Source organism: Nonomuraea pusilla (assembly GCF_900109355.1).
Lineage (GTDB): Bacteria > Actinomycetota > Actinomycetes > Streptosporangiales > Streptosporangiaceae > Nonomuraea > Nonomuraea pusilla.
The window spans coordinates 99,468-113,204 of record NZ_FOBF01000001.1; the positions used below are offsets into that span (position 1 = coordinate 99,468).

The window sequence follows — 13,737 nt, forward strand, 5'->3', positions numbered from 1 at the left end:
TTCGATTCTGGGCTTAGGCGGCGGTTTGGCCACATTGTTCAGGTCGCCGGATGGTTCGCAGCAAAGTAGGCACACTTAAGTCGTGACCGACAAGACGGAGAAGATCGGGGTCGTGGGGGCGGGCATCGTCGGCCTGGCGGTGGCCCGCGAGCTGGCCGTCACGCGGGGCGCCGAGGTGACCGTGCTGGAGAAGGAGGACCGCGCGGGCGCCCACCAGACGGGGCACAACAGCGGCGTCGTCCACGCCGGGATCTACTACCCGCCCGGCTCGCTCAAGGCCAGGCTCTGCCGGGAGGGCGTGGCGCTGCTCAAGGAGTACTGCGCCGGGCACGGGCTGCCGTACCAGGAGGTGGGCAAGCTCGTCGTGGCGAGCACCAGGGCCGAGCGGCCGCTGCTCAAGGCGCTCGCCGAGCGGGCGCGCGCCAACGGCGTGCCGGACGTCGCCGAGCTGGACGCCCTCGGGCTGCGCGAGGTCGAGCCGCACGCCGTCGGCGTGGCCGCGATCCACTCGCCGCGCACCGCCATCGCCGACTTCCCCGCCGTCGCCCGCAGGCTCGCGCTCGACCTGGACGAACTGGGCGGCTCCGTACGGCTCGGCCACCCGGTGCGGGCGATCAGGGAGACCGCGGCGGGCGTCGAGGTCATGGCGGGCGGGCGGAGGTTCGTCTTCGACCGGCTCGTGGTGTGCGCGGGCCTCGGCACCGACACGGTCGCCCGGATGGCCGGGCACCCGGGCGACGTACGGATCGTCCCGTTCCGCGGCGAGTACTACGCGCTGGCCGGATCGGCCAGGGAGCTGGTGCGCGGTCTCGTCTACCCGGTGCCCGACCCGCGCTACCCGTTCCTCGGCGTGCACCTGACCAGGCGCGTCGACGGCGAGGTGCTGGTGGGGCCCAACGCCGTGCTCGCGCTCGCCTACGAGGGGTACACCCGCACCGATGTGCGCGACGCCGCCCGCGTCCTCGGCTGGCCCGGTACGCTGCGCATGGCCCGCGCCCACTGGCGCACCGGCGTCAAGGAGGTGTACGGCTCGCTGGCCAGGAGCGCCTTCGTCAAGGCGGCCCGCCGGTACGTCCCCGAGCTGGCGGCCGGCGACCTCGTACGCGCCGAGAGCGGGGTGCGCGCGCAGGCGGTGGCGCGTGACGGCGCGCTGGTCGACGACTTCGTGGTGGACGTGCACGGCCGGGTGGTGCTGGTGCGCAACGCGCCCTCGCCGGCCGCCACCTCCAGCCTCGCCATCGCCCGGCATATTGCCGGAATTGTCCCAGCACTCGTCCGATGAGGGCATCCTAGGACGTGATGGAAGCACGCCTGCTGATCGTCGAGGACGACCCCAACATCCTCGAACTCCTCGCCGCGAGCCTCAGGTTCGCGGGTTTCGACGTGACCACCGCGAAGAGCGGGCTCGACGCGGTCGCCGCCGTCCAGCGGCACCGGCCCGACCTCGTCGTGCTCGACGTCATGCTGCCCGACCTCGACGGGTTCGAGATCGTCCAGCGGCTGCGCGGCGGCGGCGTCCACACGCCCGTCGTGTTCCTCACCGCCCGCGACGAGACCGAGGACAAGATCCGCGGCCTCACCCTCGGCGGCGACGACTACGTGACCAAGCCGTTCAGCCTGGAGGAGGTGATCGCCAGGATCCACGCGGTGCTGCGCCGCACCGCGGGCGAGTCGCAGGCGCCGCCGCCCAGGCTGACGTTCGCCGACATCGAGCTGGACGAGGAGAGCCACGAGGTGTGGCGCGGCGGCACGGCGGTCCCGCTGTCGCCCACCGAGTTCAAGCTGCTGCGCTACTTCATGACGAACGCCGGCCGGGTGCTGTCCAAGCCGCAGATCCTCGACCACGTCTGGGACTACGACTTCCGCGGCGAGGTCGGCATCGTCGAGTCGTACGTGTCCGTGCTCCGCCGCAAGATCGACAACCGCAGCCCGAGGCTCATCCACACCCTGCGCGGTGTCGGGTACGTTCTGCGCCAGCCGCCGAGCCCCTGATGCGCGGCATGCCGCTGAGGATCAAGCTCATCGCCTCCATGCTGGCCCTGCTCGGGTTCGGCATGACGTTCGTGGGCCTGGTGAGCGTGTCGGTCCTGCACGGCTACCTGATGGACCGCGTCGACAGCCAGCTCGCCCTGCTGTCCGTACGCATGCACAAGAAGCTGCTGAACGACTCCAGGAGGGACAGGGCGGCCGCCGACCGGCCGCTGCTCATCGAGTCCGACGCGATCGTGCTGGTCAAGGAGCCCGACGGCGGGTTCACCGCGATGCTGAACGACCGCGACGTCGACGCCAAGCCCAGGCCGGTGCTGGCGGCGGCGCCCGGCGGCGACCCCTACACCGCGCCCGCGGTCTCCGGCGACGGCGAGTGGCGGGTGCTGGAGGCGACCGTACGCGACCGGCTGCTCGTCGTGGCCGTGGACCTGGAGGAGGTCGACGCCATCACCCGGCGGCTGGTCCTCATCGAGCTGCTGGGCGGCGGCGGCATCCTGCTGATCCTCGCCGTCGTCGGCATCCAGATCGTCCGGCGCAGCATGCGCCCGCTCGCCGAGATCGAGCGCACGGCCGAGACCATCGCCGCCGGCGAGCTGGGCCGGCGCGTCCCGGACGGCGACCCGCGCACCGAGGTCGGCCGCCTCGCCACCGCGCTGAACGGCATGCTCGCCCAGATCGAGGCCGCCTTCGCCGCGCGGTCGGCGTCGGAGGAGGCGGCCAGGCGCTCCGAGGACCGCATGCGGCAGTTCGTCGGCGACGCCTCGCACGAGCTGCGCACCCCGCTCACGTCCATCCGCGGCTTCGCCGAGTACGCCAGGCAGAACCCGTCCGCGGACCCGGCCGAGCTGATGGGCCGCGTCGAGCAGGCGGCGGGCCGGATGAGCCTGCTCGTGGACGACCTGCTGCTGCTCGCCAGGGTGGACCAGCAGCGGCCGCTGCAGATGCGGCCCGTGGACATGCTGGCGCTGGCCGCCGACGCCGTGCAGGACGCGAAGATCCTCGCCCCTGACCGGACGATCGCGCTGGAGGTGTCGGGCGGGGCCGCCCTCATCGTGTCGGGCGACGAGGTGCGGCTGCGCCAGGTCGTCTCGAACCTCATGTCGAACGCGCTCGTCCACACCGACCCAGGCACGCCCGTCACCGTCAGGGCGGGCGCGGGGGGCGGCGTCGTGTACGTGGAGGTCGCCGACAAGGGCCCCGGGCTCACTCCGGAACAGGTCGAGCACGTCTTCGAACGCTTCTACCGCGCCGACTCCGCCAGGTCGCGCCGCAGGTCGGGCGACGACAGGGGCAGCGGGCTCGGCCTGGCCATCGTGCAGGCGCTCGTCCAGGCCCACGGCGGGACGGTGACCGTCACCAGCGCGCCGGGCGACGGCGCCACGTTCCGCGTGGAGCTCCCGCCGGCCCTGGACTGAGCTTGGAGTGAGCTTGGAGTCGGCGTTCAGGCAACGCTCAGGTCGCTGCGCCAGTCTGGGAAGGTGACGAATCCCGAGGCGCTGATCATGGTGGTGGACGACGAGCCCAGCATCAGGGACCTGCTCTCGGCGAGCCTGCGTTTCTCCGGCTTCGACGTGCTGACCGCGGCCGACGGCGAGGAGGCCGTCGAGGTGGCCGGCCGCGCCTCGCCGGACCTCGTGGTGCTCGACGTGATGCTGCCCGACCTCGACGGGTTCGAGGTGGCCAGGCGCATCGACGCCCCCGTGCTGTTCCTGACCGCGCGCGACGCCACCGAGGACAAGATCGCCGGGCTGCGCGTGGGCGACGACTACGTGACCAAGCCGTTCAGCCTGGAGGAGGTCCAGGCCAGGATCCGGGCCGTGCTGCGGCGTACCAGGGGTGAGGGCTCGCCCGCGACCCGGCTGAAGGTGGCCGACCTCGAACTGGACGAGGACGCCCGCGAGGTGTGGCGGGCGGGCCGGCAGGTACGGCTGTCGCCGACCGAGTTCAAGCTGCTGCACTACTTCATGGTCAACGCCGGCCGGGCGCTGTCGAAGGCGCAGATCCTCGACCACGTCTGGAACTACGACTTCGGCGGCGACGCCGGAGTGGTCGAGTCGTACGTGTCGTACCTGCGGCGCAAGGTGGACGACGTCGAGCCGCGCCTCATCCACACCCTGCGCAGCGTCGGATACGTGCTCAGGGAGCCGCCGGCGGGCTAGCGTGGCGGTATGGACCTGCTCGGCGCGCTGGAGTCGCTGCGCCGCCCGCTGGACCGCGACCTGTTCCCGCTCGTGGTGGGGGAGACCGCGGCCGACCGGCGCGCGCTGCGCGAGCTGGCCGGGCAGCTCGACGACTACCTGCTGCCGCGGCTGCGCGCCATCGACGCGCCGCTGCTCGCCGTCGTCGGCGGGTCCACGGGAGCGGGCAAGTCCACGCTGGTCAACTCGCTCGTCGGGGCCGACGTGGCCGAACCCGGCGTGCTGCGGCCCACGACGCTGGTGCCCACGCTCGTCGTGAACCCGGCCGACCGCGACTGGTTCATGGGGCAGAACGTCCTCCCCGGGCTCTCGCGCGCCACCGGGGAGGGCCCTGGCGCGCTGCGCGTCGTCGCCTGCGAGACGGTCGGGGCCGGGCTGGCGCTGCTCGACGCGCCCGACATCGACTCCGTGGTGACCTCCAACCGCGAGCTGGCCGCGCAGCTCCTCGCCGCCGCCGACCTGTGGCTGTTCGTCACCACCGCCGCCAGGTACGCCGACGAGGTGCCCTGGAGCTTCCTGCGCTCGGCGCGCGAACGCAGCACCGCGCTGGCCGTCGTCCTCGACCGCGTGCCGTCCGAGGCCGTCGAGCCGGTCACCCGCGACCTGGAACGCCTCCTCGTCGCCAACGGGCTCGACGGCACCCGCCTGTTCACCGTCACCGAGGCCGCGCTGCCTGACGAGAAGGCGCGGCTGCCCGCCGAGTCGGTGCGGCCCGTCGCCGACTGGCTCGCCGCGCTGGCCGCCGACGCCGCCGAACGGTCACGCGTCGTGCGCCAGACGCTGTCGGGCGCGCTCGACAGCCTCGCCACCCGGGTGCCCGCGCTCGCGTCCGCCGTCGAACGCCAGCAGTCCGCCTTCGACGGCCTGCGCGCCATCGTCACCGCCGCGTACGCGAGCGGCATGGCCGACTTCGACGAGGGCATGCGCGACGGCTCGCTGCTGCGCGGCGAGGTGCTGGCCCGCTGGCAGGACTTCATCGGCACCGGCGATCTCATGCGCTCGCTGGAGAGCCGCGTCGGCCGGCTGCGCGACCGCCTGGTCGGCTTCTTCACGGGGCGCGTCCCCTCCGCCGAGCTCAGGGACGCGCTGGAGAGCGGCGTGGAGTCCCTCATCAGGGGCGCGGCCGACGGCGCCGCCGAACGCGCGCTCGAAGGCTGGGGCGCCGCGCCCGGAGGCCCCGACCTGCTCGACCGCATCGGCCCGATGGAGGCGGCGCGGCTCGGCCGCGCCTCGCCCGACGTCGGCAGGCGCGCCGAGGCGGCCGTGCGCAGCTGGCAGGAGTTCGTCCTCGACCTGGTACGCGAGGAGGGCGCCGAGCGGCGCACCACCGCCAGGCTGGCCTCCTTCGGCGTGAACGGCGCCGGGCTGCTGCTCATGCTCGGCGTGTTCGCCTCCACCGGAGGGCTGACCGGCATCGAGGTGGGCATCGCTGGCGGCACGAGCGTGCTGTCGCAGAAGCTGCTCGAAGCCGTCTTCGGCGACCAGGCCGTGCGCTCGCTGACCGTACGGGCCCGCGAGGACCTGCGCGTACGGGTGCGGGCGCTGCTCGACGACGAGTCGGCCCGCTTCACCGGCCGCCTGGAGGCCGTCGAACCGCCCCCCGGCACCGCCGCCGCGCTGCGCGAGGCGCTGCGCTCCGTCGCGGCCCACCGCGCCGAACTGCCCGCGGCGAGACCCGGGGAGGGCGGCGCCGCGCCGTCCGCCGGGAGGTCTCAGGAGGGTGGCGCCGGGCTGCCCGGGGAAGGCGGGCCGCCGCCCGGCGACACACCGGTGGAGGGCCCGTGAAGCTGCTGCGCCGCAAGGAGGGGCCGTCGCTCGACGCCCGGCTCGCCGCCCTGGTCGAGGCCGCCGACCTGGGCGAGGGACGGCTGCCCGAGCCGGCGGTGTCGGCCGCGCTGGCCGTCGCCGAGCGGGCGGGCGCCAGGCGCGGGCTCTCGCTCGACCACACCGTCGCCGCCCTCGCCGGGGCGACGGGCAGCGGCAAGTCGTCCCTGTACAACGCGCTGGCGGGCAGCGAGCTGGCCGCCGTCGGCGTCACCAGGCCCACCACCTCCACCGCCCAGGCCGCCGTCTGGGACGGCTCCGGCCGGGCCGGCGAGCCGGCGGGGCCGCTGCTCGACTGGCTGGACGTCCCGCTGCGCCACCCCGCCGCCGGCGACCCCGCGCTGTCCGGGCTCGTCCTGCTCGACCTGCCCGACCACGACTCCATCAGGCTCACCCACCGGCTGGAGGTGGACCGCCTCGTCGAGCTGGTCGACCTGCTGGTGTGGGTGGTCGATCCGCAGAAGTACGCCGACGCGGCGCTGCACGAGCGCTACCTGCGCCGCCTGGCCGGGCACCGCGACGTGACGCTCGTGGTGCTCAACCAGGTGGACCGCCTCCCGCCTTCCACGGTCGGCCGCTGCCTGGACGACCTCGGCAGGCTCCTCGCCGAGGACGGTCTCGCGGGCGTCCCCGTGCTGCCCGTTTCGGCGCGTACGGGGGAGGGCATGGAGGAGCTGCGCGTGGCGCTGGGCCGCCGGGTGGCCGAGCGGCGCGCGTGGTCGGCGCGGCTGTCCGCCGACGTCGCCGCCGCCGCCGACCGTCTCGCCGCGGGCGAGGCGCCCCGCCCGCCCGTGACCGGGGCGGGCGACGTGCGGGGGCCGGTGGGCGCGGTCACCAGGTTCGACGTGGCCGCTGGCGCGGGAAGCGGGCCCGAGCGGCGGCTCACCAGGGCGCTCGGCGAGGCCGGCGGGGTGCCGCTGGTCGTCGAGGCCGTGGCGAAAGGGCACAGGCACCGGGCCGTCGCCGCCACCGGATGGCCTCCCACCCGATGGGTCAGGAAACTGCGGCCCGACCCGCTCGGCCGGCTCAGGATCGGCACGCGCGGCACCGGCGAGATCACCGGGCGCACGTCCGTGCCGGCCGCCACCGCCGGGCAGCGGGCACAGGTCGAGACGGCCGTCAGGGACGTCGCCGAGGCCGCGGCCGCCGGGCTGCCCGCGCCCTGGGCGGCGGCCGTGCGGCAGGCCGCCAGGGCGGGCGCCGACGACCTGGCCGACGCCGTGGACCGCGCCGTCGCGAGGACCTCGACCGCCGCGACGCGGCGTCCCCGCTGGTGGCGGGCCGTGGGCGTGCTGCAGTGGCTGGTGTTCGCGGTCACCGTGGCGGGCGGGCTGTGGCTGGCCGCGCTGTTCGCCATGGACTACCTGCGGCTGCCCGCGCCGCCGCCGCCCACGGCCGGCCCCGTGCCCTGGCCCACCGCGCTGCTGCTGGGCGGCGCGCTCGCGGGCGTGCTGGTCGCCCTGCTGTCGCGGCTGGCCGCCTGGGCGGGCGGCAGGCGCAGGGCCCGCCGTACGGGCCGGGCGCTGCGCGCCGCCATCGCCGAGGTGGCCGACGAGTACGTCCTCGCCCCGGTGGCGGCCGAACGCGACAGGTACGCCAGGTTCACCGAGGCGGTCACCCGCGCCCGCGCCTGACGCTCACCGAGGCGGTCACCCGCGCCCGCGCCTGACGGTCACCAGGCCGCGCTCATCTGCTCCTTGCGAGCAGGACGGTGGCGAGGGCCGCCGCGAGCAGGGCGAAGGCGGCCGACACCAGGAAGGGCACCTGCGCCCCGTACCACTGGCCCGCCACCCCGGCCGCACCCGCCCCCGCCGCCGCGCCGACGCCCAGCGCCGTGGACATCCACCCGAACGCCTCGCCCTGCGCCGCCGGGGCCAGCTCGTCCACGAGCAGCGAGGACGTCGTCATCGCCGGGTTGAGCAGCACCCCGCCGGCGAACAGCACCGCCCAGAACGGCGGCAGCGCCTCGATCAGCGCGAGCGGGGCCAGCAGCAGGCCGAGCACGAGCAGCAGCGCCACCAGCCGGGGCGCGGGACGCGACCCCCAGGAGCGCGCGCTGTACAGCAGCGCCCCGGCGACGCCGCCCAGCGACAGCCCCGCCACGAGCGGCCCGGTGGCGGCGGGCGCGTCCAGCGAGGCGGCGAGCGCGGGCAGGCCCACCTGCAGCGCCCCCGTCGTGCCGCCGAGCAGCGTCACGACCAGCAGCAGCACGATCATGCCGCGGTCCTCGAAGACGCGGCCGCGGTCCCTCGTCGCGGGGCCGCCGCCCCCGCTGAGGACGCGCGAGAACGCCAGCGTCCCGGCTCCGGCGGCGGCCGTCACGAGCCCCAGCGCGGCGGGCGGCGACGCCACGGCGATCACCAGCCCGAACAGCAGCGGGCCGACCAGCATGGCCAGCTCCTGCACCAGGTAGACCAGGCTGTAGGCCGCGGTGCGGCTCGCGGCGTCCGTCCTGCGGCCCCAGGCCAGGCGCATGCTCACCGACACCGGCGGCAGCCCCGCCCCCGCCGCCCACGCGAGCGTCACGAGCACCCAGACCGGCCAGGCCGCCGCAGCGCCCGCGATCAGCCCGGCCAGCGCCGCGACGTGCAGGAGCGCCGTGAGGGCCAGCACCGGGCGCGGTCCGCGCCGGTCGATCACCCGGCCCTGCACGGGCCTGCCCATGCCCATGCCGACCGAGAACGCCGCCGCGCCGAGCCCCGCCACCGCCAGCGACCCCGTCGCCGACTGCAGGACGAGCACCATGCCGACGGGCGCGACCTGCTGCGTGAGCTGCGAGAGGAAACCGAGCACCGCCTGTGCGGGAACCCCCGGAAGCCCGAGCAGGGAGCGGTACGGCGGTGTCTGACCCATGCGTCCACCTAACCGCAAGATCGACTACGTGGTCACGGGGTGGGCGGGCTGCTCCGGGGAGGTGGTGAGCGTGGGGGAGGCGGCGCGCAGGCCGGCCAGGAGGGGACGCAGGAGGGGGTGGGCGCCGGCGCCGCGGCGCACCGCCGCGAACACCCGGCGTTCGGGACCGGGCGTCTCGTGGACGACGACGTCCGTGAGCGTCATGTCGCGCAGCGCCAGCCGGGGCACCAGCGCGACGCCCGCGCCCGCCGCCACCAGCGCCACCACGGCGCGGAAGTCGTCGGACGAGTGCGCGAAGTCCGGCGTGAAGCCCGCCTGCTGGCAGGCGAACGTGATGACGTCGTGCACCGGGTTGCCCGGGTAGGGGCCGATCCAGGTGTCGGAGGCGACCGACACCAGCGACGCCGAGGCCGCCTCAGGATGGTCGCGCGGCAGCACCAGGTCGAACGGTTCGGCGTACAGCGGCAGCCGCGACAGGCGGCGGTCGGCGGCGTCGGGCGCGCCACGGTACTCCACGGCGACGGTCAGGTCGGCCTCGCCGTCGAGCAGCATGGCGAGGCCCTCGTCGCCCTCGGCGTCGCGGACCCGGACGCGCAGGCCCGGGTGGGTGCGGCGCAGCGCGGCGATGGTGGGGGACAGCACGGCGCTGATGGCGGTGGAGAAGCAGGCGACCGTCACCTCGCCCGCCTCGCCGTCGGCGTACGCGGCCACCTCGGCGGCGGCCCGTTCGAGCTGGGCCAGCACCTCGTTCGCGTGCCCCAGCATGATCCGGCCGACGGCCGTCAGCCTGACGCCGCGGCCGTCGCGCGTGAACAGCCGGTGCCCCACCTCGTGCTCCAGAGCGACGAGCTGCTGGGACACGGCCGACGGGGTGAGGTGCAGCGCGGCCGCGGCCGCGGTGACCGTGCCGTGGTCGGCCACCGCGCGCAGCGTGCGCAGCCGCCGCGTGTCTATCACGCAGGCGAGAATACTCAACCCGGCGAGCCGTGCCCGCCGTCGCGGGCGGGCGTCCTTCGGGGGAGGGAAGGGAGCCGTGCCCGTCGTTGCGGGCGGGCGTCCTTGGGGGAGACGGGGGCAGGGCTCTTGGGCCCGCCGGGGCGGGCCCGAGAGCGTCCGGTCAGGGGGTGGCGGTGCGGGCCTGGGTGAAGGCGGCCACCGCGTGGTCGACGTCCTCCGTGGTGTGGGCGGCGGAGAGCTGCACCCGGATCCTCGCCTGGCCGTGCGGCACGACCGGGTACGAGAAGCCGATGACGTAGACGCCGAGGTCGAGCAGGCGCTCGGCCATGGCGGCGGCCTCGCCGGCGTCGCCGATCATCACGGGGACGATCGGGTGGTCGCCGGGCAGGATGTCGAACCCGGCCTTCGTCATCGCCGAACGGAAGCGGGCGGTGTTGGCGCGCAGCCGCTCGCGGGCGTCGCCGGACGTCTCCAGCAGGTCGAGGATGCGCAGCGAGGCGGACGCGATGACGGGGGCGAGCGAGTTGGAGAACAGGTAGGGGCGGGAGCGCTGGCGCAGCAGCTCGCAGATCTCCTTGCGGGCGGAGACGTAGCCGCCGCTTGCGCCGCCGAGCGCCTTGCCGAGGGTGCCCGTGATGATGTCCACGCGGTCGGTGACCCCGTGCAGCTCGGGCGTGCCGCGCCCGGTGGGGCCGACGAAGCCGACGGCGTGGGAGTCGTCCACCATGACCATCGCGCCGTACCGGTCGGCGAGGTCGCAGATCTCGGGCAGCGGCGCGAGGTAGCCGTCCATGGAGAACACGCCGTCGGTGACGATCAGCTTGCGCCGGGCCTCGGACGCCTCCTTGAGCCTGGCCTCCAGCTCGGCCATGTCCCGGTTGGCGTAGCGGAAGCGCTGGGCCTTGGAGAGCCTGATGCCGTCGATGATGCTGGCGTGGTTGAGCGCGTCGGAGATCACCGCGTCCTGGGCGTCGAGCAGGGTCTCGAAGACGCCGCCGTTCGCGTCGAAGCAGGAGCTGTAGAGGACGGTGTCCTCCATGCCGAGGAAGCCGGACAGGCGCGACTCCAGCTCCTTGTGCACTTCCTGGGTGCCGCAGATGAACCGGACGGAGGCCATGCCGAACCCCCACCGGTCCAGCGCCTCCTTGGCGGCCTCGACCACGCGCGGGTCGTCGGCCAGGCCGAGGTAGTTGTTGGCGCAGAAGTTCAGCACCTCGCGCCCGGCCACGCTCACCTGGGACCCCTGCGGGGTGGTGATCACGCGTTCCGGCTTCAGCAGGCCGGCCTCGGTGATCTCGTCGAGCGTCGCACGCAGCTGCTCGCGCATGTCGGTGAACATCAAGCGCTCCTGTTCATGGTCGCGGCCGCTTCGGCCTGCGTCGGCTCGTTCCTCGCGCTGCCCGGCCGAGCTCCTCCGCCCGTGTTCATGGTCGCGGCCGCTTCGGCCTCCGTCGGCTCGTTCCTCGCGCTGCCCGGCCGAGCTCCTCCGCCCGTGTTCATGGTCGCGGCCGCTTCGGCCTCCGTTGGCTCGTTCCTCGCTCTCTCCGGCCGAGCTCCTCCGCTCCAGTCCAGGATGACCTTGCCGGTGCGGCCGCTCGCGGCCGTGTCGAAGGCGGCGTCGAAGTCGAGGTACGAGAACCGGTCGGTGATCACCGGGGTGAGGTCGAGGCCCTTCTCCAGCAGGACGGACATGTTGTACCAGGTCTCGAACATCTCCCTGCCGTAGATGCCCTTGATGGTCAGCATGGACGTCACGACCGTGGACCAGTCGACGGCGAACTCCTCGGCGGGCAGGCCCAGCATGGCGATCTTCCCGCCGTGCGTCATGTTCGCGATCATCTCCCGCATGGCGGCGGGGTTGCCGGACATCTCCAGGCCGACGTCGAAGCCCTCGCGCATGCCGAGCTGCCGCATGCCCTCGGCGAGCGAGCCCCTGGAGACGTTGAGCGCGAGGGAGACGCCGAGCTTGCCGGCCAGGTCGAGGCGCTCGTCGCTGACGTCGGTGATGACGACGTTGCGGGCGCCGACGTGCGTGGCGACGGCGGCGGCCATGAGGCCGATGGGGCCGGCCCCGGTGATCAGGACGTCCTCGCCGACGAGGGGGAAGGACAGGGCGGTGTGGACGGCGTTGCCGAACGGGTCGAAGATGGCGGCCACGTCGGGCGGGACGGGGACGCGGTGCACCCAGACGTTGGCGGCGGGCAGCGTGACGTACTCGGCGAACGCGCCGTCCCTGTTGACGCCGAGCCCGATGGTGTTGCGGCACAGGTGGCGGCGGCCCGCCATGCAGTTGCGGCACTTGCCGCACACGATGTGGCCCTCGCCGCTGACGAAGTCGCCGACGGAGACGTCCTCGACGCCGGGCGCGACCTCGACGACCTCGCCGCAGAACTCGTGGCCGACGATGAGCGGGAGCCGCAGCGTGTGGCGCGCCCAGTCGTCGTACGCGCGGATGTGCAGGTCCGTGCCGCAGATGCCGGTGCGCAGCACCTTGATCAGCACCTCGCCCGGACCGACTGTGGGCTCCGGCACGTCCACCAGCCACAGGCCTGGCTCGGCCCGCTCTTTGACCAGCGCTTTCATGGCTCCCTTTCCCCCTAACCCGAACCTAACGCACTGTGCCCGCCCGCCTCCGGGACTGTCCATCGAGGAGTTCTTAAGTGCCCCCACAGCTCCGCTTCACGCGGCAGCTCGACGGGCTCCAATTACACAAGAAGCTTTGTTAAGTACGATGGAGGGGCAGACGGTCCAGGTGGAGGTTTCGGTGCGACAGCAGAGCGGCGACGCCTCCCTCCTGCGCAGGCTCAACTCGGCGGCCATCCTGCGCATCCTGCGCGAGGCCGGCGTCGCCACCCTGTCGGAGCTGGCGAGGGCGGCGCGCGTGTCGCGGCCGACGGCCGAGGTCATCGTGGACGAGCTGGTGGCCGAGGGCTGGGCCGAGGAGTGCGACGAGGAGCAGGGCGACAGGCAGCGCGGGCGTCCGGCGAAGCGGTTCAGGTTCAGGGCGTCGGCGGGGCACGTCGCCGGCGTCGGCATCGGCGCGGGCACGCTGCGCGCGATGGTCGCCGACCTCAACGGGACGATCGTGGCGGCGGCGGAGGCCCCGGCGTACGAGGCGATGACGGTGCCGGAGCGGCTGGACGCCGTCGCCGCCCTGGTCCGCGGGACCGCGGCCGACGCGGGGCTCGCCGTGGACCGGCTGGCCGCGGTGGGCGTGGGCACCACGGGCGTGGTCGACGGCGCGGGCCGGGTCGTCAAGAGCGTGATCCTGCCCGGCTGGACGGGCCTCGACCTGCAGGGCGAGCTGGCCGGCCGGCTGCCGGCGCCGGTGCTCGTGGAGAACGACATGCGCCTCGCGGTGCTGGCCGAGCACTGGCGGGGCGCGGCGCAGGGGCACGACGACGTCGTGTACCTGTTCACCGGTCACCGGCTGGGGCTGGGCCTGCTCGTCGGCGGGCGGCCGCATCGGGGCGCGCACGCGGCGTCCGGGGAGATCGGGCGGCAGTCGGGCGAGCACTGGCAGGTCTTCAGGCACCTCGTGGGGTACGCGATGGAGGTCGAGCCGGGCGAGCTGCGCTCGCACCAGCAGGCGGCCGAGTTCGCGGTGGAGCGGGCGCGGGCGGGCGACGGGCGGGCGGTGCGGGCGGTGCGTGACTTCGCCAGGAACCTGGGCGAGGGCCTGGTGACGCTGGTGAACCCGCTGGACCCGGAGATGGTGGTGATCGGCGGCAGCCTGGCGAGGGCCGGTGACCTGCTGGTCGGGCCCATCCAGGCGCACCTGGACGAGTGCTGCCTGTACCCGCCGAAGGTGGTGGCCTCCGGGCTGGGCAGCGACTGCATCGCGCTGGGCGCCGTCAGGTGGGCGCTGGATCATGCCGATCACCTGCTCTTTTCGTAGTCGGCTTAGATAAATCTG

11 protein-coding genes are annotated in these 13,737 nt (G+C 74.3%); 7 read left to right on the forward strand and 4 right to left on the reverse strand.

All coding sequences use genetic code 11. The annotated features are described in order from the left end of the window. Positions 1 to 82: 82 nt before the first annotated feature. From lhgO to BMX74_RS46245, 6 genes are all read left to right on the forward strand, one after another. Positions 83 to 1,282 carry an L-2-hydroxyglutarate oxidase gene (lhgO, locus tag BMX74_RS00415; RefSeq protein ID WP_091097438.1) on the forward strand — a complete coding sequence of 400 codons (1,200 nt, stop codon included), beginning with the start codon at positions 83 to 85 and terminating at the stop codon, positions 1,280 to 1,282. Positions 1,283 to 1,299: 17 nt separating this feature from the next. Continuing rightward, the gene (locus BMX74_RS00420) at positions 1,300 to 1,992 is read left to right on the forward strand and encodes a response regulator transcription factor (RefSeq protein WP_055507717.1); all 693 of its coding nucleotides are present in this window, start codon (positions 1,300 to 1,302) and stop codon (positions 1,990 to 1,992) included. 8 nt (positions 1,993 to 2,000) lie between these two features. After that, on the forward strand, positions 2,001 to 3,404 hold the full coding sequence (locus tag BMX74_RS00425) for a sensor histidine kinase (protein WP_236715061.1): 1,404 nt from the start codon (positions 2,001 to 2,003) through the stop codon (positions 3,402 to 3,404). 87 nt (positions 3,405 to 3,491) lie between these two features. Continuing rightward, positions 3,492 to 4,148, forward strand: coding sequence for a response regulator transcription factor (locus BMX74_RS00430; protein WP_091098013.1), 657 nt, complete (start codon positions 3,492 to 3,494; stop codon positions 4,146 to 4,148). 9 nt (positions 4,149 to 4,157) lie between these two features. Beyond that, a complete protein-coding gene (locus tag BMX74_RS00435) occupies positions 4,158 to 5,972 on the forward strand; it encodes a GTPase domain-containing protein (RefSeq protein WP_256256709.1) in 1,815 nt (604 codons plus the stop codon). After that, positions 5,969 to 7,645 carry a GTPase gene (locus BMX74_RS46245; protein WP_055507723.1) on the forward strand — a complete coding sequence of 559 codons (1,677 nt, stop codon included), beginning with the start codon at positions 5,969 to 5,971 and terminating at the stop codon, positions 7,643 to 7,645. Before BMX74_RS00435 ends, BMX74_RS46245 begins: the two co-directional genes overlap by 4 nt. A 52-nt stretch (positions 7,646 to 7,697) precedes the next feature. On the opposite strand, the gene BMX74_RS00445 is transcribed toward BMX74_RS46245, so the two are convergent. From BMX74_RS00445 to tdh, 4 genes are all read right to left on the reverse strand, one after another. Further along, a complete protein-coding gene (locus BMX74_RS00445; protein ID WP_091097440.1) occupies positions 7,698 to 8,864 on the reverse strand; it encodes an MFS transporter in 1,167 nt (388 codons plus the stop codon). A 24-nt stretch (positions 8,865 to 8,888) separates the two neighbouring features. After that, positions 8,889 to 9,821 carry a LysR family transcriptional regulator gene (locus BMX74_RS00450; protein ID WP_055507727.1) on the reverse strand — a complete coding sequence of 311 codons (933 nt, stop codon included), beginning with the start codon at positions 9,819 to 9,821 and terminating at the stop codon, positions 8,889 to 8,891. Between the two features lie 160 nt (positions 9,822 to 9,981). Then, the gene (locus tag BMX74_RS00455; protein WP_055507729.1) at positions 9,982 to 11,160 is read right to left on the reverse strand and encodes a glycine C-acetyltransferase; all 1,179 of its coding nucleotides are present in this window, start codon (positions 11,158 to 11,160) and stop codon (positions 9,982 to 9,984) included. Beyond that, complete coding sequence (gene tdh, locus BMX74_RS00460; protein WP_256256710.1) at positions 11,160 to 12,404, reverse strand: L-threonine 3-dehydrogenase; 1,245 nt, start codon at positions 12,402 to 12,404, stop codon at positions 11,160 to 11,162. Before tdh ends, BMX74_RS00455 begins: the two co-directional genes overlap by 1 nt. Positions 12,405 to 12,585: 181 nt before the next feature. On the opposite strand from tdh, the gene BMX74_RS00465 reads away from it, so the two are divergent. Beyond that, entirely contained in the window at positions 12,586 to 13,719 is a 1,134-nt protein-coding gene (locus BMX74_RS00465) for an ROK family transcriptional regulator (protein ID WP_055508573.1), read from the forward strand. Positions 13,720 to 13,737 lie beyond the last annotated feature (18 nt).